Annotated in this window: 17 protein-coding genes; 10 read left to right on the top strand and 7 right to left on the bottom strand. The window is 61.4% G+C overall.

Annotated elements, in window-relative coordinates; translation table 11 throughout:
* Nucleotides 1-106: 106 nt before the first annotated feature.
* From QK296_RS04800 to QK296_RS04780, 5 genes are read left to right on the top strand one after another with little or no spacing between them, the layout of a single operon-like run.
* Nucleotides 107-1,051, top strand: a complete 945-nt coding sequence (locus QK296_RS04800) for an EamA family transporter (protein WP_032900824.1) — start codon at nt 107-109, stop codon at nt 1,049-1,051.
* Between the two features lie 23 nt (nt 1,052-1,074).
* Nucleotides 1,075-2,937, top strand: coding sequence for a molybdopterin-synthase adenylyltransferase MoeB (gene moeB, locus QK296_RS04795; RefSeq protein ID WP_137205278.1), 1,863 nt, complete (start codon nt 1,075-1,077; stop codon nt 2,935-2,937).
* A 16-nt stretch (nt 2,938-2,953) separates the two neighbouring features.
* Complete coding sequence (locus QK296_RS04790) at nt 2,954-3,868, top strand: PLP-dependent cysteine synthase family protein (RefSeq protein WP_003193306.1); 915 nt, start codon at nt 2,954-2,956, stop codon at nt 3,866-3,868.
* Nucleotides 3,869-3,905: 37 nt separating this feature from the next.
* The gene (locus tag QK296_RS04785; RefSeq protein WP_003193308.1) at nt 3,906-4,898 is read left to right on the top strand and encodes a serine O-acetyltransferase; all 993 of its coding nucleotides are present in this window, start codon (nt 3,906-3,908) and stop codon (nt 4,896-4,898) included.
* Nucleotides 4,899-4,900: 2 nt separating this feature from the next.
* Nucleotides 4,901-5,629, top strand: a complete 729-nt coding sequence (locus QK296_RS04780; RefSeq protein WP_003193309.1) for an alanyl-tRNA editing protein — start codon at nt 4,901-4,903, stop codon at nt 5,627-5,629.
* Between the two features lie 131 nt (nt 5,630-5,760).
* Here the strand turns inward: QK296_RS04780 and prpD are convergent, their stop codons facing one another.
* From prpD to QK296_RS04750, 6 genes are all read right to left on the bottom strand, one after another.
* Nucleotides 5,761-7,245, bottom strand: coding sequence for a 2-methylcitrate dehydratase (gene prpD, locus QK296_RS04775; RefSeq protein WP_034136185.1), 1,485 nt, complete (start codon nt 7,243-7,245; stop codon nt 5,761-5,763).
* A 155-nt stretch (nt 7,246-7,400) separates the two neighbouring features.
* On the bottom strand, nt 7,401-8,591 hold the full coding sequence (gene prpF / locus QK296_RS04770) for a 2-methylaconitate cis-trans isomerase PrpF (protein WP_034136186.1): 1,191 nt from the start codon (nt 8,589-8,591) through the stop codon (nt 7,401-7,403).
* An 11-nt stretch (nt 8,592-8,602) separates the two neighbouring features.
* Nucleotides 8,603-11,197, bottom strand: coding sequence for a Fe/S-dependent 2-methylisocitrate dehydratase AcnD (gene acnD, locus QK296_RS04765; protein WP_282390655.1), 2,595 nt, complete (start codon nt 11,195-11,197; stop codon nt 8,603-8,605).
* A 124-nt stretch (nt 11,198-11,321) separates the two neighbouring features.
* Nucleotides 11,322-12,449, bottom strand: coding sequence for a 2-methylcitrate synthase (prpC, locus tag QK296_RS04760; RefSeq protein ID WP_003193317.1), 1,128 nt, complete (start codon nt 12,447-12,449; stop codon nt 11,322-11,324).
* A gap of 42 nt (nt 12,450-12,491) precedes the next feature.
* Nucleotides 12,492-13,385, bottom strand: a complete 894-nt coding sequence (gene prpB / locus QK296_RS04755; RefSeq protein WP_003193320.1) for a methylisocitrate lyase — start codon at nt 13,383-13,385, stop codon at nt 12,492-12,494.
* A complete protein-coding gene (locus tag QK296_RS04750; protein WP_003193321.1) occupies nt 13,382-14,095 on the bottom strand; it encodes a GntR family transcriptional regulator in 714 nt (237 codons plus the stop codon). The genes prpB and QK296_RS04750 overlap by 4 nt, the downstream gene beginning before the upstream one ends.
* Nucleotides 14,096-14,365: 270 nt before the next feature.
* On the opposite strand from QK296_RS04750, the gene QK296_RS04745 reads away from it, so the two are divergent.
* The 4 genes from QK296_RS04745 to pabB all read left to right on the top strand — a co-directional run bounded on the left by QK296_RS04745 (nt 14,366) and on the right by pabB (nt 18,872).
* A complete protein-coding gene (locus QK296_RS04745) occupies nt 14,366-14,890 on the top strand; it encodes an ATP-dependent zinc protease (protein WP_014719501.1) in 525 nt (174 codons plus the stop codon).
* 18 nt (nt 14,891-14,908) lie between these two features.
* The gene (locus QK296_RS04740; protein ID WP_003193324.1) at nt 14,909-16,441 is read left to right on the top strand and encodes an inactive transglutaminase family protein; all 1,533 of its coding nucleotides are present in this window, start codon (nt 14,909-14,911) and stop codon (nt 16,439-16,441) included.
* Complete coding sequence (locus tag QK296_RS04735) at nt 16,441-17,427, top strand: alpha-L-glutamate ligase-like protein (RefSeq protein ID WP_003193326.1); 987 nt, start codon at nt 16,441-16,443, stop codon at nt 17,425-17,427. Before QK296_RS04740 ends, QK296_RS04735 begins: the two co-directional genes overlap by 1 nt.
* A gap of 101 nt (nt 17,428-17,528) precedes the next feature.
* On the top strand, nt 17,529-18,872 hold the full coding sequence (pabB, locus tag QK296_RS04730) for an aminodeoxychorismate synthase component I (protein WP_282390654.1): 1,344 nt from the start codon (nt 17,529-17,531) through the stop codon (nt 18,870-18,872).
* Nucleotides 18,873-18,982: 110 nt separating this feature from the next.
* Here the strand turns inward: pabB and thrH are convergent, their stop codons facing one another.
* On the bottom strand, nt 18,983-19,600 hold the full coding sequence (thrH, locus tag QK296_RS04725) for a bifunctional phosphoserine phosphatase/homoserine phosphotransferase ThrH (RefSeq protein ID WP_003193330.1): 618 nt from the start codon (nt 19,598-19,600) through the stop codon (nt 18,983-18,985).
* Between the two features lie 151 nt (nt 19,601-19,751).
* On the opposite strand from thrH, the gene QK296_RS04720 reads away from it, so the two are divergent.
* Complete coding sequence (locus tag QK296_RS04720) at nt 19,752-20,486, top strand: phosphoadenylyl-sulfate reductase (protein WP_282390653.1); 735 nt, start codon at nt 19,752-19,754, stop codon at nt 20,484-20,486.
* The last annotated feature ends 63 nt before the right edge of the window (nt 20,487-20,549 follow it).

The raw sequence follows: 20,549 nt of genomic DNA, 5'->3' as shown, positions 1-20,549 counted from the left end.
TCGCCCTAATAGTGTGCTTTTACGGGTTCAATCGCCGATAAACATAACTCATTACAAGTTCAATATAGAGTTCAATTCCGGCTCAGGGAAGCAATAAACGATGCCAATGTCCGCCGTTCTCGAAAACACTGCAAAAACAAAAACGCAAAAACAGTGGCTCGCCGGGCTGGTGACCAGCGTGATGTTCCTGATCGTTTGCCTGAGCTGGGGCACTACTTGGCTGGGCATCAAGATCGCCGTCGAGAGCGTGCCGCCGCTGACATCCGCCGGCCTGCGCTTTCTCATCGCGTTTCCGCTGTTCCTGTGTTTTGCCATGGTGCGCCGTGAGCCGATCCTGTTTCCCCGGGAAAGCCGCTGGTTCTTCGTATTCGTGACCCTGTCCTACTTCAGCGTTCCCTACTATTTGCTCAATTACGGCGAAATGCATGTGTCGTCGGGCCTCACCGCCCTGCTGTTCAGCTGCATGCCGGTGTTCATCCTGATCTTCTCGGCGCTGTTCCTGCGTGAACGCATTTACTTCTCCCAAGTGGTCGGCATCGGCATCGGTTTCGGCAGCCTCTACATGATCATCAGGAGCCAGGGCCTGCACCTGGACCACGCCGAGTTCCTCGGGGTGCTGGCCATTCTGAGCGCCGCGATCATGCACGCCTTGTGCTATGTCATTACCAAGCAAAAAGGCAGCGCCATCAGCGTCATCACCTACAACACCCTGCCCATCGGCATTGCCGGGCTGATGCTGTTCCTGGCCGGCCTGTGGTTTGAAACGCCGACGTTCGACGCCATCACCCTGCGTTCCTGGAGCGCGCTGTTCTACCTGGGCCTGGTGGCCTCGGTGGGCGGGTTCATTGTGTATTTCATGCTGCTCAAGCGCCTGAGCCCGATCATCCTGTCATTCGTCTTCATCATCTTCCCGGTGTTCGCGGTCATCATCGGTGCCTGGTACGAAGGCGTGGAAATTTCCCGCGACCTGATGCTGTATTCGGCGATCCTGCTGGCCGGCTTTGCGATCACCAAGTTGCCGATCGAAAAACTCATGGCCAAGAAAAAGTGACCCTCAACCAACGCGAGAGAAACATGGACGTCCTCCGCCCCACCGCCCTGGAACAGATCTACGCCCACGCCAGCCGCAGCTACCCCGAGGAATGCTGTGGTTTTGTCTTCGCCGACGGCAGCGTGTACCTGGGCAGCAATATCCAGAATGAGCTGCACCGCAAGAACCCCCAGATGTACCCACGCAGCGCGGCCAACGGCTACACCTTTTCGGTGGCCGACACCCTGCTGATGAACAAGGCGTTTCGCAGCGACAACCCGGTGGTGGTGATCTACCACTCACACCCGGATGTGGGCGCCTATTTCAGTGACGAAGACCAGGACAAGGCACTGTTCCTGGGCGAGCCGATCTTCCCCGTCAGTTACCTGGTGGTGGATGTTCGTCAGGGCCAGGCCCTGGGCTCCAAGCTGTTTGCCTGGGATGGCAAGCATTTCTCCCTTCAACCTTTCAACGACCTGCACACGGAGTTGTCCATGAACGCTGTCTCTTTCCCCGACATTCTGGTTCGCGTGGCCAAGCTGCCGGAATCGACCCTTGAGGGCGCCGGATCGACATTGCGCGAAGTCATTGAAAATCTCTGCACCCATCACCCCCAATTGCGTCAGCACCTGTTCCATGAAAAGAACGACCAGCTCAAGGAACACTTCCTGTTTACCGCCGAGGAGGCGCTGATAGACGCCGATGAACCCCTGCCAGCAAAAGCCCGGATCGAAGTATTGCTCGCCACCTCCGGCGGCATGGACATCGACACCCTGAGCAACGAAGAAGTGCAGCGCTATGTGCGCCACATCACCCTGCCGGGCGTCGGCCGCGAGGGCCAATTGAACCTGAAGAAAGCCAAGGTGCTGGTCATCGGTACCGGCGGCCTGGGCTCGCCCATCAGCCTGTACCTGGCGGCGGCCGGCATCGGCACCCTGGGCCTGGTGGACTTTGACGTGGTGGAAAGCAGCAACCTGCAACGCCAGATTGTGCATGGCAACAGCACCCTGGGCATGCCCAAGGTCGAGTCCGCCAAGCAGCGCCTGCTGGACCTCAACCCCTATATCCAGATCAATGCGCACAACACCGCGCTCGACACTGACAACGCCCTGGAACTGGTGGGTGCCTATGACCTGGTGATCGACGGCACCGACAATTTCGACACCCGCTACCTGGTCAACGACGCCTGTGTGCAGTTGGGCAAACCTTTGGTGTACGGCGCCATCTACCGTTTCGACGGGCAGATCAGCGTGCTCAACTATAAAGGTGGGCCGTGCTATCGCTGCCTGTTCCCCAAGGCCCCGCCCGCTGAGCTGGCGCCCAATTGCAGCGCGGGCGGTGTGATCGGCGTGTTACCGGGCGTGGTCGGCATGATCCAGGCCACCGAGGCGATCAAATTGCTGATCGGCATTGGCGAACCCTTGTCCGGCCGCTTGATGCGCTTCGACGCACTGGCGATGAAGTTCAGCGAGATCCGCTTCAAGCGCCGCGCCGACTGCCCCTGCTGTTCAGACCTGCGCCACAGCGAAACCGTCGCGCCGGCCACCTGCGCCGATGCCGTACCGAACCAGCCCTCCCTGGCCGCAGAACGCTACATCAAGCCCCAAGGGCTCAAGCAAGTGCTCGAACACCCCAGCAGCGCCGATGTATTGCTGGATGTGCGTGACGCCAGCGAACTGGAGGTGTGCAAATTACCCGGCGTGGTGCATATCCCGCTGGCAGAACTGGATGGGCAGCTCGCCAGCCTGAGCCGCGACAACACCCACTACCTGATCTGCTACGCAGGCGCCCGTGCCGAGCAAGCCGCCAGCACCCTGTTGGCAGCCGGCTTTGCCAACACCAAAGTCCTGCAGGGTGGCATGAAACATTGGGTTCGCGACGTCGAACCTGACATGCCGTTGTACTGATAGTGGGGACGTGCTGATGCTGCATAACTCCATTCTCGACGTCATCGGCCAAACGCCGATCGTGCGTCTGGCCCAGTTTTCCGAAGACCTCGGCATCGAGGTCTACGCCAAGCTGGAGTCCCTCAACCCCGGCGGCAGCCACAAGGCGCGCATCGCCCTGGGCATGATCCTGGATGCCGAGCGCCGCGGTGTGCTGATCCGTGATTCCGGGCAGACCATCATCGAACCCAGTGGCGGCAACACCGGCATTGGCCTGGTGATGGCCGGCAACGTGCTGGGCTACAAAGTGGTGCTGGTGATCCCTGACAACTACAGCCCGGAAAAACAGAAGCTGCTGCGGCTGTACGGTGCCAGGGTAGTGCTGTCCGACAGTCGCCTGGGCAATAACTCACACGGTGAAAAGTGCATGGAGCTGCAGTTGGAGAACCCCAACTACGTGATGCTCAACCAGCAACGCAACGGCGCCAACCCCCAAACCCACCGCGACACCACCGCCCCGGAAATCCTGCGCGCCTTCGGTGAACAGCGCGTGGACTACTTCGTCAGCGGCATAGGCACAGGGGGCCACATCACCGGTATCGGCGAAACCCTCAAGGCCGCCTGGCCCGCGCTGCGAGTGATGGGCGTAGAACCGGAAGAATGCGACCTGCTCAAAGACCGGCACGCGGCGCACGGGATCCAGGGCCTGTCGATCGGCCTGATCCCCAGCATCCTCAACCTGGACGTGATCGACGGCATGCTCAAGGTGTCGCACGCCGATTGCCTGGACATGATCAAACGCATCATGCGCACCGATGCCATCAGCCTGGGGCTGTCTTCGGCCGCCAACATGGTTGCCATCGCCCAACTTGCCCCCGAACTGCCGCCTGAAACGGTGGTGTTGACCATGGTCTACGACAATGCCGACAGCTACCTGCCCAGTTTCGAATAACCGGGCTTTTAACCATTCAACATACGGGGGTGTCTCCATGGGGGGCTTTATCGACATGCAACAGCTGCACGATGAGTTGCTGACCCACCTCATCACCACCCTGACGCCCGGGCAGATGAAGCAGCTGGAACCGCACCTGGCGCCGTTGATCCAGAACGCCGCCCAGGCAGTGGCCGAAGACCTGATCGCCTATGCCTATCGGGACCCGGCGTCCCGTGGCCGCGGTGAGTTGATCCTGGAATCCTACGCCTCGTTCAAGGCCGTACTGTTCTACCGTCTTGCGCACCTGGTGTGGCATTTCCAGGCCGCTGACAACGGCGAGTTTTCGCGCATGGCCCTCAAGCTGAGCAACCAGGGCAAGATCCTCTCCGGCGCCGAGATTCACCCGGCAGCGCGTATTGGCCGGCGCTTTGTGCTGGACCATGGCTACGGTACCGTCATCGGCGAAACCTGCGTGATCGGCAACGACTGCTACATCCTCTGCGGCGTGACCCTGGGCGCGCGCGGTATCGCCAACAACCCGGACGGCAAGCGCCACCCACGCCTGGGCAATAACGTCGAAGTCGGCGCCGGCGCCCGGGTGCTGGGCTATGTTTCGATCGGCGACAACGTGTTTATCAGCCCCTCCTGCGTGATTACCCAGGACGTGCCGGCAGGCACCAAGGTCAAGGTGGTCAACCAGATCCAACTGCAAAAAAACGATGAATCGGACCACAGCAACTACCTCGGCGCCTTTGCCCTGGATGAGCGCTTGCACGTGGTGGGCGAAGTGAGTGTCGGCCACAAGGTCACCGTGCTGGACGCCGACTTTCATCCCCTGCAAGGGCTGATGCTCGAACCCACGGTGAAAGAGCGGCACCACCTGCAGTTTCGTCTGCGTCGCCTCGACAACGACGAACAACTGCCACGCCTGCCGCTGAACCTGAAGGTGTGCGGGCCGGAATTTGAAATCACCCTGCTCTCTCCCCCTGGCTTGAGCGCACTGGTGCGCCACCTCTTGCAAGCCACCCCATTGATCGTCGGAGGTTGAACATGTCCGTGCATACCATGGAAACCCTGGCGCTGTTCGACAGCGCGCCCTACCAGAACGCCTTCAGCGCCCGGGTGATTGCCGTCAGCGAACAGGGTATCGCCCTGGAGCACACCCTGTTCTACCCCACCGGCGGCGGGCAACCGGGCGATACCGGCCACCTCACCCTGGCCGACGGCACACGGGTGCAAGTGACCGGCACGGTGCGCGACCCGGTGTTGCGCTCGATCATCTGGCATCAGGTGGACCACTGCCCCGAACAGTTGGCCGCTGGCGTCCAGATCGACGCCGGGCTGGATTGGGAGCGGCGCTACCAGCACATGAAGATGCACACTTGCCTGCACTTGCTGTGTTCCCTCATCGACGCGCCCGTGACCGGTTGCAGCATCAGCGCAGATAAAGGCCGCCTGGATTTCGACCTGCCGGAGATGACCCTGGACAAAGACGGACTCACCCGTGACCTCAACGCCCTGATCGAGCAGGCCCACGCGGTAAAAACCCTGTCGATGCCCGCCACCGAGTACGCGACCCTGCTGCAGATCACCCGCACCCAGGCGGTTGCGCCGCCGGTGGTCTCGGGTTCGGTCCGGGTGATTGAAATCCCCGGCATCGATATCCAGCCCTGCGGCGGTACTCATGTACTCAATACCGAGGAAATCGGCCGGGTGTTCTGCGAGAAGATTGAGAAAAAGAGCAAACACAACCGCAGGGTGATACTGCGGTTTGAATAGATTCTGAAGCAGAAACTTCAGTCAACTGTGGGAGCTGGCTTGCCTGCGATAGCTGACATCCAGTCAATTCATGTGGGGCTGACACACCGCTATCGCAGGCAAGCCAGCTCCCACAGCGACCGTGCTGTTTTTCAGATCGTGAACAGGTCCATGAAACGGTTCACAGGTGTCGCCTCAAGCCGCGCCTGGTCCTTGCACAGGGCGACAATCTCAGCGCTGCGTTGCGCGGTAAACCGCGTGGCCAGGTTGGCCTTGAACTTGTCTTCCAGCAGTGGAATGCCATCCACCCGACGGCGGCGATGGCCAATCGGGTACTCCACCGCTACCTGCTCGGTGCAGGTGCCGTCCGTGAAAAACACCTGCACCGCGTTGGCAATGGAGCGTTTGTCGGCCTCCAGGTATTCGCGGCTGTAGCGCGGGTCTTCGACGATGACCATCTTGTCGCGCAGCTCATCGATGATCGGGTGGGCCGCGTGGAAATCATCTTCATACTGCTCGGCCACCAGGTTGCCGAACGCCAAGGGCACGGCGGTCATGTATTGCAGGCAGTGGTCGCGATCAGCGGCGTTGGCCAATGGGCCAACCTTGGAAATAATGCGAATCGCCGACTCGTGAGTAGTGATCACGATACGGTCGATTTCATGCAAACGATGCTTGACCTGCGGGTGCAGGGCGACTGCCGCTTCACAGGCGGTTTGCGCGTGAAACTCGGCCGGAAAACTGATCTTGAACAGCACGTTTTCCATCACGTAGGTGCCGTAGGGTTGGGGCAGGCTGAAGGCGCGGTTGTCCTCGGGCTTGAGCGCCAGGTCCTTGTTGGTGTGGCTGAACAGCACGTCGTAGAAGCCCCATTGCGGCGCACTCAGCACGCCGGGGATGCCCATTTCGCCACGCAAGGCGATGTCTGCCAGGCGCACGCCGCGGCTCGATGCATCGCCTGCCGCCCAGGATTTGCGCGAGCCGGCATTCGGCGCATGGCGATAGGTGCGCAACGCCTGGCCATCGACAAAGGCGTGGGACAACGCCGATAGCAGTTGCTCGCGGTTGGCCCCCATCAGCTTGGCGGTGACCGCCGTGGAGGCGACTTTCACCAGCAACACATGGTCGAGACCTACCCGGTTGAAGGAGTTTTCCAGGGCAATCACACCTTGGATTTCGTGGGCCATGATCATCGCTTCCAGCACCGCACGCACAGTGAGCGGCGCGTCGCCATTGGCCAGGCGCTTTTGCGACAGGTGATCGGCCACGGCGAGGATGCCGCCAAGGTTGTCCGAAGGGTGGCCCCATTCAGCGGCGAGCCAGGTGTCGTTGTAGTCGAGCCAGCGCACGATGCAACCGATATCCCAGGCGGCCTTGACCGGGTCCAGGCGAAACGAGGTGCCCGGCACCCGTGCACCGAACGGCACCACGGTGCCCTCCACCATCGGCCCCAGGTGCTTGGTGCACTCGGGGAAGCGCAGGGCCAGCAGGCCACAGCCGAGGGTGTCCATCAGGCAGTTGCGGGCGGTATCCAGGGCATCCTGGGAGTCGATTCGGTAGTTGAGGACGTAGTCGGCGATGTCCTGCAAAACCGGGTCGTAGTCGGGGCGGTTGTTCTGGTCGACGTTGGCGCTCATGGCAGTTCTCCTAAAAGTTGGTTGTTCCATCCTCAGGGTCAGGGTTTGATCGTTCCCACGCGGAGCGTGGGAATGCATCCCGTGACGCTCTGCGTCACAGCAGGACGCAGAGCGTCCCAGGCGGCGTTCCCACGCGGAGCGTGGGAACGATCAAGCTAGAAAGCGTCGCCGGGGATGCGCACATAGCCTTCCATTAACACCCGTGCGCTGCGGCTCATGATGGCTTTCTTCACCACCCATTCACCGTCCACCTGGCTGGCCTCGGCGCCGACGCGCAAGGTGCCGGACGGGTGCCCGAAGCGCACGGCATTGCGCTCCACGCCGCCTGCCGCCAGGTTGACCAAAGTGCCGGAAATCGCCGCGGCGGTGCCAATCGCCACCGCCGCAGTGCCCATCATCGCGTGGTGCAGTTTGCCCATCGACAAGGCGCGCACCAGCAAATCCACATCGCCGGCCTTGATCGCCTTGCCACTGGAGGCCACGTAATCGGCAGGCTTGGCGACGAACGCCACCTTGGGCGTGTGCTGGCGCTGGGCGGCCTCGTCCAGGTGTTTGATCAGGCCCATGCGCAACGCGCCATACGCCCGCACGGTCTCGAACATCGCCAGGGCCTTGGGGTCGCTGTTGATCGCGCCTTGCAGCTCGGTTCCGGTGTAGCCCAGATCTTGGGCGTTGATGAAAATCGTCGGGATACCGGCGTTGATCAACGTGGCCTTGAAGGTACCGACGCCGGGTACCTCCAGGTCGTCGACGAGGTTGCCAGTGGGAAACATCGAGCCACCACCGCCCTCTTCTTCCGCCGCCGGGTCCATGAATTCCAGCTGCACTTCGGCGGCCGGGAAGGTCACGCCATCCAGTTCAAAGTCGCCGGTTTCCTGCACCGCGCCGTCGGTGATCGGCACGTGGGCGATGATGGTCTTGCCGATGTTGGCCTGCCACACCCGCACCACGGCCACGCCGTTATGGGGTACGCGGGCCGCATCGACCAGGCCGGCACTGATGGCGAACGAACCCACCGCCGCCGACAGGTTGCCGCAGTTGCCACTCCAATCGACAAATGGCTTGTCGATGGAGACCTGGCCGAACAGGTAATCCACGTCGTGATCGGCGCGGCTGCTTTTGGCCAGGATCACGGTCTTGCTGGTGCTCGAGGTGGCCCCACCCATGCCGTCGATCTGCTTGTCATAGGGGTCGGGACTGCCAATCACCCGCAGCAACAAGGCGTCGCGTGCAGGGCCCGACACCTGCGCCGCTGCGGGCAGGTCCTTAAGGCTGAAGAACACGCCCTTGCTGGTGCCGCCACGCATGTAGGTGGCGGGAATTCTGATTTGCGCTACGTGTGCCATGGTTATCCTCTTCAGGCGGTTGCCTTTGATTCCAGGAAGTCCTGGGCGAAACGCTGCAACACGCCACCCGCCTCGTAGATCGACACTTCTTCGGCGGTGTCCAGGCGGCACGTCACCGGCACCTCGACACGTTCGCCATTCTTGCGGTTGATCACCAGAGTCAGCTGCGCACGCGGGGTGCGCTCGCCGACCACGTCATAGGTTTCACTGCCGTCGATCTTGAGGGTGTGGCGGTCGGTGCCCGGCAGGAATTCCAGGGGCAGCACGCCCATGCCCACCAGGTTGGTGCGGTGGATGCGCTCGAAGCCTTCGGCGGCAATCGCTTCCACACCGGCCAGGCGTACGCCCTTGGCCGCCCAGTCACGGGACGAACCTTGGCCATAGTCGGCACCGGCGATGATGATCAGCGGTTGCTTGCGCTCCATGTAAGTCTCGATGGCTTCCCACATCCGCGTGACCTTGCCTTCCGGCTCGATACGCGCAAGAGAGCCCTGCTTGACCTTGCCGTTTTCCTGCACCATTTCGTTGAACAGTTTCGGGTTGGCGAAGGTGGCGCGCTGCGCCGTCAAATGGTCGCCCCTGTGGGTGGCGTAGGAGTTGAAGTCGACTTCCGGCAAGCCCATCTTCGCCAGGTATTCACCGGCGGCGCTGTCGAGCATGATCGCGTTGGACGGCGACAAGTGGTCGGTGGTGATGTTGTCCGGCAGCACCGCCAGCGGGCGCATGCCTTTGAGCGGCCGTGCACCGGCCAGCGCGCCTTCCCAGTACGGCGGGCGGCGGATATAGGTGCTTTGTGGGCGCCAGTCGTACAGCGGCGTGACCTTGGGGCCGGTGTCTTCGTGGATGGCGAACATCGGGATATACACGGCACGGAATTGCTCGGGTTTTACCGAAGCCTTGACCACCGCGTCGATCTCTTCATCGCTCGGCCAGATATCCTGCAGGCGGATCTCCTTACCATCGGCGTCCAGGCCGAGCACGTCCTTCTCGATGTCGAAACGGATGGTGCCGGCAATCGCATAGGCCACCACCAGCGGCGGCGACGCCAGGAAGGCTTGCTTGGCGTAAGGGTGAATGCGCCCGTCAAAGTTGCGGTTACCCGACAACACTGCGGTGGCGTACAGGTCGCGGTCGATGATCTCTTGCTGGATCACCGGGTCGAGCGCGCCGGACATGCCGTTGCAGGTGGTGCAGGCAAAGGCCACCACGCCAAAACCGAGTTTTTCCAGCTCATGGCCAAGTCCCGCTTCTTCCAGGTACATGGCCACGGTTTTCGAGCCCGGCGCCAAAGACGACTTGACCCACGGCTTGCGGGTCAGCCCCAGCTTGTTGGCGTTGCGTGCCAACAGGCCGGCGGCGATCACGTTGCGCGGGTTGCTGGTGTTGGTGCAGCTGGTGATGGCGGCGATGATCACCGCGCCGTCGGGCATTTGCCCCGGCACGTCATCCCATTGGCCAGCGATGCCTTTTGACGCCAGGTCGCGGGTGGCCAGGCGGGCATGCGGGTTGCTCGGGCCGGCCATGTTGCGCACGACGCTGGAGAGGTCGAAGCTCAGGCTGCGCTCGTACTGCGCGCTTTTCAGGTCGTCCGCCCACAGGCCAGTGTGGCGTGCATATTGCTCGACCAGGGCGACTTGTTCGTCTTCGCGGCCGGTGAGTTTGAGGTAGGCAATGGTTTGCGCGTCGATGTAGAACATCGCGGCAGTGGCGCCGTACTCCGGGGCCATGTTGGAGATGGTGGCACGGTCACCCAAGGTGAGTGCCGCAGCCCCTTCGCCGAAGAACTCCAGCCAGGCGCCGACCACCTTCTGCTGGCGCAGGAACTCGGTGAGCGCCAGCACCATATCGGTGGCGGTAATGCCCGGTTGCAGCTTGCCGGTCAATTCCACGCCCACGCTTTCCGGCAGGCGCATCCACGACGCGCGGCCGAGCATCACGCTCTCGGCTTCCAGGCCACCGACGCCGATGGCGATCACGCCCAGGGCATCCACGTGGGGCGTGTGGCTGTCGGTGCCGACACAGGTATCCGGGAAGGCCACACCGTCACGCACCTGAATCACCGGAGACATTTTCTCCAGGTTGATCTGGTGCATGATGCCGTTGCCCGGCGGGATCACATCAACGTTCTTGAAGGCCTTTTTGGTCCACTCGATAAAGTGGAAACGGTCTTCGTTGCGACGGTCTTCGATGGCACGGTTTTTTTCGAAGGCTTGCGGGTCAAAGCCACCGGCCTCGACGGCCAGTGAATGGTCGACGATCAACTGGGTGGGCACCACCGGGTTGACCTGCGCCGGGTCGCCGCCTTGCTGGGCGATGGCATCACGCAAGCCGGCGAGGTCGACCAGGGCAGTCTGGCCGAGGATGTCATGGCACACCACGCGGGCCGGAAACCACGGGAAGTCGAGGTCGCGCTTGCGCTCGATCAGTTGGCTCAGCGAGGCATTGAGGGTGGCCGGGTCGCAACGGCGCACCAGGTTCTCGGCGAGCACGCGCGAGGTGTAGGGCAACGTGGCGTAGGCGCCGGGCGTGATTGCCTCGACAGCCGCACGGGCGTCGAAGAAATCCAGGCGGCTGCCGGGGAGCGGTTTGCGAAATTCAGTGTTCATCGTCAGGACTCGGTCACGGTAAGTTCGAAAGGTGAACTGTCGACACTGGCTCTGTTTCCTGTGGGAGCTGGCTTGCCTGCTCCCACAAAAAAGCACATTAGCCAGCGGGCACAGCCCATCCCATTCAGCGACGTTCGATTGGCACGAACTTGCGCTGCTCAACGCCGGTGTACTCGGCGCTTGGACGGATGATGCGGTTGTTGGCGCGCTGCTCGAACACATGCGCAGCCCAGCCGGTCAGGCGCGAGCACACAAAGATCGGCGTGAACAGCTTGGTCGGAATGCCCATGAAGTGGTACGCCGAGGCATGGTAGAAGTCGGCGTTGGGAAACAGCTTTTTCTGTTCCCACATGGTCTTGTCGATGGCTTCGGAGACCGGGAACAACACGGTGTCACCCACTTCGTCAGCGAGTTTTTTCGACCAGCCTTTGATCACCTCGTTGCGCGGATCGCTGTCTTTATAGATCGCGTGGCCAAAGCCCATGATCTTGTCTTTGCGCGCCAACATGCCAAGGGTGCCTTCAACCGCTTCCTGGGCCGAGGAGAAACGCTCAATCATTTCCATCGCTGCTTCGTTGGCACCGCCGTGCAGCGGGCCGCGCAGGGAGCCGATGGCAGCGGTGACGCAGGAATACAGGTCGGACAGGGTCGATGCACACACCCGTGCGGTGAAGGTCGAAGCGTTGAATTCATGTTCGGCGTAGAGGATCAGCGACACGTTCATCACTTTGACATGCAGCTCGCTCGGTTTCTTGCCATGCAGCAGGTGCAGGAAATGGCCGCCGATGCTCGGCTCGTCGGTCACGCAGTCGATGCGCTGGCCGTCGTGACTGAAGCGATACCAATAGCACATGATCGCCGGGAAGGCGGCGAGCAGGCGGTCGGTGACATCGCGCTGCACGCTGAAATCTTTCTCCGGCTCGATATTGCCCAGGAACGAGCAACCGGTGCGCATCACGTCCATCGGGTGGGCGTCGGCGGGGATGCGTTCGAGCACTTCTTTCAGGGCTTGGGGCAGGTCACGCAGTTTGCTCAGCTTGTTGCTGTAGGCGTCCAGTTCTGCCTGGGTTGGCAATTCACCGTACAGCAGCAGGTAGGCGACTTCTTCAAACTGGGCGTCGGCGGCCAGTTCGCGCACGTCGTAGCCACGGTAGGTCAGGCCAGCGCCGGCCTGGCCCACGGTGGACAGTGCAGTCTGCCCGGCGACCTGGCCACGCAGGCCAGCACCACTCAATACTTTCGCTTCAGCCATGTTCGTTCTCCAATTTTGTAGTTGTTCAGGGAACCACAGGGTTTATTTTTTCGCGGCAAACAGCGCGTCGAGCTTCTGCTCGAAGGTGTGGTAGTCGATGCGATCGTAAAGCTCCATGCGCGTTTGCATGGTGTCGATCACGTTCTGCTGGGTACCGTCGCGACGAATCGCGGTGTAGACATTCTCGGCGGCCTTGTTCATGGCACGGAAGGCCGAGAGCGGGTACAGCACAATGGAAACATCCGCAGATTTCAACTGTTCGGTGGTGTACAGCGGTGTCGCGCCGAACTCGGTGATGTTCGCCAGGATCGGCGCCTTCACGCGGGAGGCGAACAGCTTGTACATCTCCAGTTCAGTGATGGCTTCCGGGAACACCATGTCGGCACCGGCCTCGATGCACGCGGCGGCACGTTCCAGGGCAGACTCCAGGCCCTCGACCGCCAGGGCGTCGGTGCGCGCCATGATCACGAAGCTGTCATCGGTGCGCGCATCCACGGCAGCCTTGATGCGGTCGACCATTTCCTGCTGGGACACGATTTCTTTGTTCGGGCGGTGACCGCAGCGCTTGGCGCCGACTTGGTCTTCGATATGGATGGCGGCGGCGCCGAACTTGATCATCGACTTGACGGTACGCGCCACGTTGAACGCCGAGGAGCCGAAACCGGTGTCCACGTCCACCAGCAGCGGCAGGTCGCACACGTCAGTAATGCGGCGCACGTCGGTGAGCACGTCATCCAGGCCGGTGATGCCCAGGTCTGGCACGCCGAGGGAGCCGGCGGCTACACCGCCACCTGACAGGTAAATCGCCTTGAAGCCGGCGCGCTTGGCCAAGAGCGCATGGTTGGCGTTGATGGCGCCCACCACTTGCAAGGGCTGTTCGCTGGCGACGGCGTCACGAAAACGCTGGCCGGGAGTGCTGTTGTTGTTGGAACTCATGACTCACCTCGTGATGAAGGCGCACCGTCCGGGAAGTGACGGGCAATGTTGCGTTTGGAGGCGCCGATATGCCGGCGCATCAACAGTTCGGCCAGTTCACCGTCGCGATCGGCAATCGCGTCCAGAATGCGGTGATGCTCGGCAAAGGCCTGGCGTGGACGATTGGGGGTGGCGGAGAACTGGATGCGGTACATGCGCACCAATTGGTACAGCTCGCCGCAGAGCATTTGGGTGAGGGTGCGGTTACCGGCGCCTTGAATGATGCGGTAGTGAAAATCGAAGTCGCCTTCCTGCTGGTAATAGCCAACACCAGCCTGGAACGCCGCGTCCCGTTCGTGGGTGTGCAACACCTGGCGCAGTTCTTCGATTTCCGCGTCAGTCATTCGCTCGGCGGCCAGGCGACAGGCCATGCCCTCCAGGGACTCGCGAATTTCATACAGTTCGACCAACTCGGCGTGGCTCAAAGACACCACGCGCGCGCCGACATGAGGCACCCGCACCAGCAGGCGCTGGCCTTCCAGGCGATGGATCGCTTCGCGCAAAGGGCCGCGGCTGATGCCGTAGGTGCGCGCCAGCTCCGGCTCGGAAATCTTGCTGCCGGGGGCGATTTCGCCTTTGACGATGGCGGCCTGGATACGCCGGAAGACGTTCTCCGACATGGTCTGGGAATCGTCCGGTGCCACCGCTGGTTTTTCCAGTTGCTCCAACATATTGTCGACACCTTGAAAAGCAATGCCGCAAAAACTAGTCAATTAGCCCAGCATAGTCAAAGAATAAATACACATTGTCGACAATCGTCTAATAACCGCCTCATTCGCTTGCGAAGGCATGGCCGCCTGCCAGCGCTGGCGCCAAAAAAGCATCATGTTAGAATGCCCGCCGCTTTTGCCTGACATCAGACGATGAAAGAGCGCACCCGAGATTGCGCAGCAATGCCAGTCGCCATGAAATGAACAGTGCACTGCCCTGCCTCAGGATTTATGAGACTCAAGCCTTACCTACTAGTGATGTGCCTGCTGTGCATACCGAGCCTTGGCGCTGGCGCCGAGAAGACCGTGTACGGCCTGAATGAATACGCCAAACTTGCAGGTATCGACCTGGAAGTGGCGGCCAAACTCGACACCGGCGCCAAGACCGCCTCGTTGAGTGCCCGCGATATCAAGCGCTTCAAGCGCAATGGCGAATCCTGGGTCCGCTTCTACCTGGCCATCGACACCGCCCATTCCCACCCCATCGAACTGCCCCTGGCGCGTGTCAGCAAGATCAAGCGCCGCGCCGGCGACTACGATCCCGATGAGGACAAGAACTACACCGCCCGCCCAGTGATTGCGCTGGATATCTGCATGGGCAGTGCTTTACGCAGCATCGAAGTGAACTTGACTGACCGCAGCGCATTCCAATACCCGCTGCTGATTGGCTCCGAAGCGCTCAAACGCTTTGATGCGCTGGTCGACCCCAGTCTTAAATATGCAGCAGGCAAACCCGCCTGCGCCGCCGACGCTTAATACCGCCGAGTAAACCGAATGCGCTCTCTGACCCTGCACCTGAAAATCCTGATCACCTTGCTGGTGGTGCTGGGCATTTCGGTCACCGCCTATCAGATCTTCGTGCTGGGAATTCCCGTCACCGAAGATGCCACCGACGACTTGTGGAACATCGACGCCAAGGTCGAGTTCGTCGCCAACCCGAAAGACCCGGTCAAGATCCAGATGTTCGTGCCGCCCCTGAGCCGCGACTTCGTCAGCCTCAATGAAAGCTTTATCTCCAACAACTATGGGGTGAGCGTCAACCGCATCGACGGCAACCGCAAGGTCACCTGGTCGGCGCGCCGGGCCAAGGGCAACCAGACCCTCTATTACCGCCTCGTGCTGACCAAGCGCTACAGCGGCGAGAAGGTCAAGATCAAAGGCCCGACCTTCCGCGACAGCATCGCCGTGGAAGGCCCCGAGAAGATCGCCGCCGAAGCCCTGCTGGCCCCGATCCGCCAGCACTCGGCCGACGTCGAGACCTTTATCAGCGAAGCCATCAAGCGCACCAACAACCTCAACGACGACAATGTGAAGTTGCTGCTGGCCGGAGACCCCTCGACGCCGCACAAAGCCAAAATCGTCGAGCTGCTGCTGTCCATCGCCCACGTGCCGGTAGAGAAAGTCCACACCATCCGCCTGGTGGCCGACCAGCCGCAAACCCCGGAGCTGTGGCTGCGCAGTTTCAACGGCAACGACTGGCTGTACTTCAACCCGGAGACTGGCGAACAGGGCCTGCCCGCCGACCGCCTGCTGTGGTGGACCGGCGATGAAAACCTGATCACGGTCGATGGCGGCAAGAAGGCCATGGTGACCTTCAGCCTCAACAACAGCGAAATGAACGCGATTCGCCTGGCCAAGCTGACCGACGAAAACACCGACGCCAACTTCCTCGAATACTCGCTGTACGGCCTGCCGCTGCAAACCCAGCAGACCTTCATGATCATGGTGATGATCCCGATTGGCGTGCTGGTGATCCTGATCCTGCGCAACCTGATCGGCCTGCAAACCTTGGGCACCTTCACCCCCGTGCTGATCGCCTTGGCGTTCCGCGAGACCCAGTTGGGCTTCGGGATTGTGCTGTTCACGATCATCACGGCCCTGGGCCTGTCGCTCAGGTCGTACCTTGAACACCTGAAACTGCAGATGCTGCCGAGGCTGTCGGTGGTGCTGACCTTCGTGGTGGTGTTGATTGCCGCCATCAGCCTGTTCAGCCACAAGCTGGGGCTGGAGCGTGGCTTGTCGGTGGCGCTGTTCCCGATGGTGATCCTGACCATGACCATCGAACGCCTGTCGATCACCTGGGAGGAACGTGGTGCCAACCATGCGCTGAAAGTGGCGATTGGCACGCTGTTCGCCGCGTCCCTGGCGCACCTGATCATGAGCGTGCCGGAGCTGGTGTATTTCGTGTTCACCTTCCCGGCGATCCTGTTGATTCTGGTGGGCTTCATGCTGGCCATGGGTCGCTATCGCGGCTATCGCCTCACCGAGCTAGTGCGCTTCAAGGCGTTCCTGAAGGCTGACTCTTGATGTTCGGCTTCTGGAAGACCTGGAAGGCCCTGGAAGCGCGGGGGATCATGGGCATCAACCGGCGTAATGCCGACTACGTGCTCAAGTACAACAAGCGCAGCCTGTACCCCATCGTGGATGACAAGATCATCACCAAGGAACGGGCGCTGGCGGCCGGCATCCACGTGCCGGAAATGTACGGGGTGATCTCCACCGAAAAGGAAATCGACAAGCTCGACGAGATTATCGGTGGGCGCAGCGACTTCGTGATCAAGCCCGCCCAGGGCGCCGGCGGTGACGGCATCCTGGTGGTGGCCGACCGGTTTGAAGGGCGCTATCGCACGGTGTCCGGCAAGATCATCAGCCATGAGGAGATCGAGCACCAGATTTCCAGCATCCTCACCGGCCTGTATTCCCTCGGCGGCCACCGCGACCGCGCGTTGATCGAGTACCGCGTGGTGCCCGACCAGATCTTCAAGAGCATCAGCTATGAAGGCGTGCCGGACATCCGCATCATCGTGCTGATGGGCTACCCGGTGATGGCGATGCTGCGCCTGCCCACACGCCAATCCGGCGGCAAGGCCAACCTGCACCAGGGCGCGATCGGCGTGGGTGTAGACCTGGCCACCGGCCTGACCCTGCGCGGCACCTGGCTGAACAACATCATCACCAAGCACCCCGACACCACCAACGCCGTAGATGGCGTGCAACTGCCCAACTGGGACGGTTTCATGAAGCTCGCCGCCGGCTGCTATGAGCTGTGCGGGCTGGGTTATATCGGCGTGGACATGGTGCTGGACCAGGAAAAAGGCCCGCTGATCCTTGAGCTGAACGCACGGCCTGGGCTGAACATCCAGATTGCCAACGACTGCGGCCTGACGTTGCGCACCCATGCAGTAGAGGCGCGGCTGGAAGAACTCAAGGCGGCCGGGGTGACAGAGACCCCAGAGGAACGGGTGAAGTTCGTGCAGGAGATGTTCGGGCATATTCCGCCCGTGGAAGGCTGATCCGGTCTTCGAACTGTCTATCCCCGACATCCCCTCTAGGAGCAAATCCTACAGGGGACTACAATCCCCCTCCCCCGCGCCATTGGCTGATCCACCCCCGCATGTCGACCTGTTCCGTATACCCGTTGCCCTACCGGGCCAATCCCGCCGAGTTCTTTGCGGTCATTCGCCACGCCCCTGGTGCGGTGCTGCTCGACAGCGGCCGCCCGATGGCTGTTCGCGGCCGGTATGACCTGCTCAGTGCCTGGCCCGAAGCGATCCTGACGGTAGGGCCGGACGAAAGTGGCGGTGATTTCCTGCAACGCTTGCGCAAGAACCTCACGCAGTTGGGTCAAGCGACGTTGCCTGATGGCTATGACTTACCGTTTGCCGGTGGTTTGATCGGTTACCTGAGCTATGACTTTGGTCGGCACCTGGAGCAGATTTCACACCTGGCCGTGGACGATTTGCATCTGCCCGATGCGCGTTTCGGGCTCTATGCCTGGGCGCTGGTCAGCGATCACCAGGTGCAAACCAGCCAGCTGGTCTTTCACCCTGCGCTGGCCGACAGCGAGCGGCAACGCTTGATCAACGTGTTCAGTCAGGCACAAAACGATGCGCCGACGACCTTCAAGCTTCACGGCCCCATGATCCCGGACCTCAGCGCCGAGGCGTATCACCAGGCCATCATTCGCATCCAGGATTACATCCAGGCCGGCGACTGCTACCAAGTCAACTTTGCCCAACGCTTTCGCGCGCCGTGCATCGGCGATCCATGGGTAGCCTACTGCGCGCTGCGCGAAGCCTGCCCGACGCCGTTTTCCGGGTTCCAGAGTTTGCCCGATGACGGCGCGGTGCTGAGCCTGTCGCCGGAACGCTTTGTGCGCATCAGCGAGCGTCAGGTGGAAACCCGCCCGATCAAGGGCACCCGCCCTCGCGGTTTAACCCCCGAAGAGGATGCCGCCAACGCCGCTGAGTTGCTCGCCAGCCCCAAGGACCGCGCAGAAAACCTGATGATCGTCGACCTGCTGCGCAACGACCTCGGCCGCAGTTGCCGCATCGGCTCAGTGAAAGTGCCGGAGCTGTTCAGCCTGGAAAGCTACCCCAACGTGCACCACTTGGTGAGCAGCGTCACCGGCGTATTGGCCGACGACAAAGACGCCCTCGACCTGATCGCCGGCAGCTTCCCCGGCGGCTCCATCACCGGCGCGCCGAAGATTCGTGCGATGCAGATTATCGACGAGCTTGAACCCACCCGCCGCGGGCTCTATTGCGGCTCGCTGGTGTACCTGGACGTGCGCGGCGAGATGGACAGCTCCATCGCGATTCGCAGCTTGCTGGTCAAGGACGGGCAAGTGTGTTGCTGGGGTGGCGGTGGGATTGTGGCGGATTCAGAGTGGCAGGCGGAGTATCAGGAATCGTTGACGAAGGTGCGGGTGTTGTTACAGACATTGGAAGGTTTGTAGGGCCTGTACCGGCCCTATCGGGGGCAAGCCCCCTCCCACCTTCGACCGCGCCGCGATCAAAGGTGGGAGCTGGCTTGCCTGCGATGGGGCAATCAGTCGCGCCGCATAACTTACAGGCTCAACTGCCGATTCGACGCCTTGATAAACTCTGTCTTCAACTCTTCAAACGTATGCACCGCCGGAAACTGCGGGAATTCGCGAATCACATTGTCCGGCGCATGGAACAGAATCCCGCGGTCAGCTTCACCCAGCATGCTGGTGTCGTTATAGGAATCACCGGCAGCGATCACGCGGTAGTACAGGGTCTTGAATGCCAGCACCGATTGGCGTTTCGGGTCTTTCTGGCGCAGTTGGTAGCTGACCACTCGGTCGTTTTCATCGGTGATCAAGCGGTGGCAGAGCAGGGTTGGGAAACCCAGCTGACGCATCAGCGGCTGGGAGAACTCATAAAACGTGTCGGACAGGATCACCACCTGGAAGCGCTCGCGCAGCCAGTTGACGAACTCGATGGCGCCGTCCAGCGGCTTGAGCGTGGCGATCACGGCCTGGATATCGGCCAGCTTGAGCCCATGCTCGTCGAGGATGCGCAGGCGCTGCTGCATCAGCACGTCGTAGTCGGGAATGTCACGGGTGGTGGCCCGCAGGGACTCAATGCCGGTTTTCTCGGCGAAGGCGATCCAGATTTCCGGAACCAGCACCCCTTCCAGGTCAAGGCAGGCAATTTCCACACGACACTCCTATTAGATGTTGTTAGTTGAGCGAGCAAAAGGACTGCCGAACTCTAGCGACTCAAGCCCGCCGCCGCAACGCGGGACAGATTTTGATACCATCGCCCTCCTAGAGAGCGCTCAGCGCCACTGACCTGTAGGAACCGTCCTGATGAACCAAGCCTTCGACGTCGTTGAACTCGCCACGACTTATGCCAACAAGTCTGCCCAGGACATTCTCAAGCTGGCGTTCAGCCAGTTCGGCGATGACCTGTGGATTTCCTTCAGCGGTGCCGAGGATGTGGTGCTGGTGGACATTGCCTGGAAGCTGAACAAGAACGTCAAGGTGTTCAGCCTCGACACCGGCCGCCTGCACCCCGAGACCTACCGGTTTATCGAGCAGGTGCGTGAGTTCTACAAGATCGACATCGAACTGATCTCACCGGACCCGAGCAAGCTGGAGCCCTTCGTCAAAGAGAAAGGCCTGTTCAGCTTCTATAAGGACGGCCATGGCGAATGCTGCGGTATCCGCAAGATCGAACCGCTGCGCCGCAAACTTGCCGGTGTACGCGCCTGGGCCACCGGCCAGCGCCGCGACCAGAGCCCGGGCACTCGCAGCCAGGTGGCGGCGCTGGAAATCGACACGGCGTTTTCCACGCCGGAACGCACCCTTTACAAATTCAACCCGCTGGCACAGATGACGAGCGAGGAGGTGTGGGGTTATATCCGCATGCTCGAGCTGCCGTACAACAGCCTGCATGAGCGCGGGTTTATCAGCATCGGCTGCGAGCCCTGCACCCGGCCGGTATTGCCACGCCAGCATGAACGTGAAGGCCGCTGGTGGTGGGAAGAAGCCACGCAGAAGGAATGCGGGCTGCATGCGGGGAATATCATCAGCAAGGCTTGAGCCGCTGATGCCACCGCCTCTGTAGGAGCGAGCTTGCTCGCGAAAATCGTCAACGATAACGCG

This window comes from Pseudomonas sp. AL10, from assembly GCF_029960685.1.
In the GTDB taxonomy this organism is placed as follows: Bacteria; Pseudomonadota; Gammaproteobacteria; order Pseudomonadales; family Pseudomonadaceae; genus Aquipseudomonas; species Aquipseudomonas lactis.
This window is presented reverse-complemented; position numbering and strand designations above follow the sequence as displayed.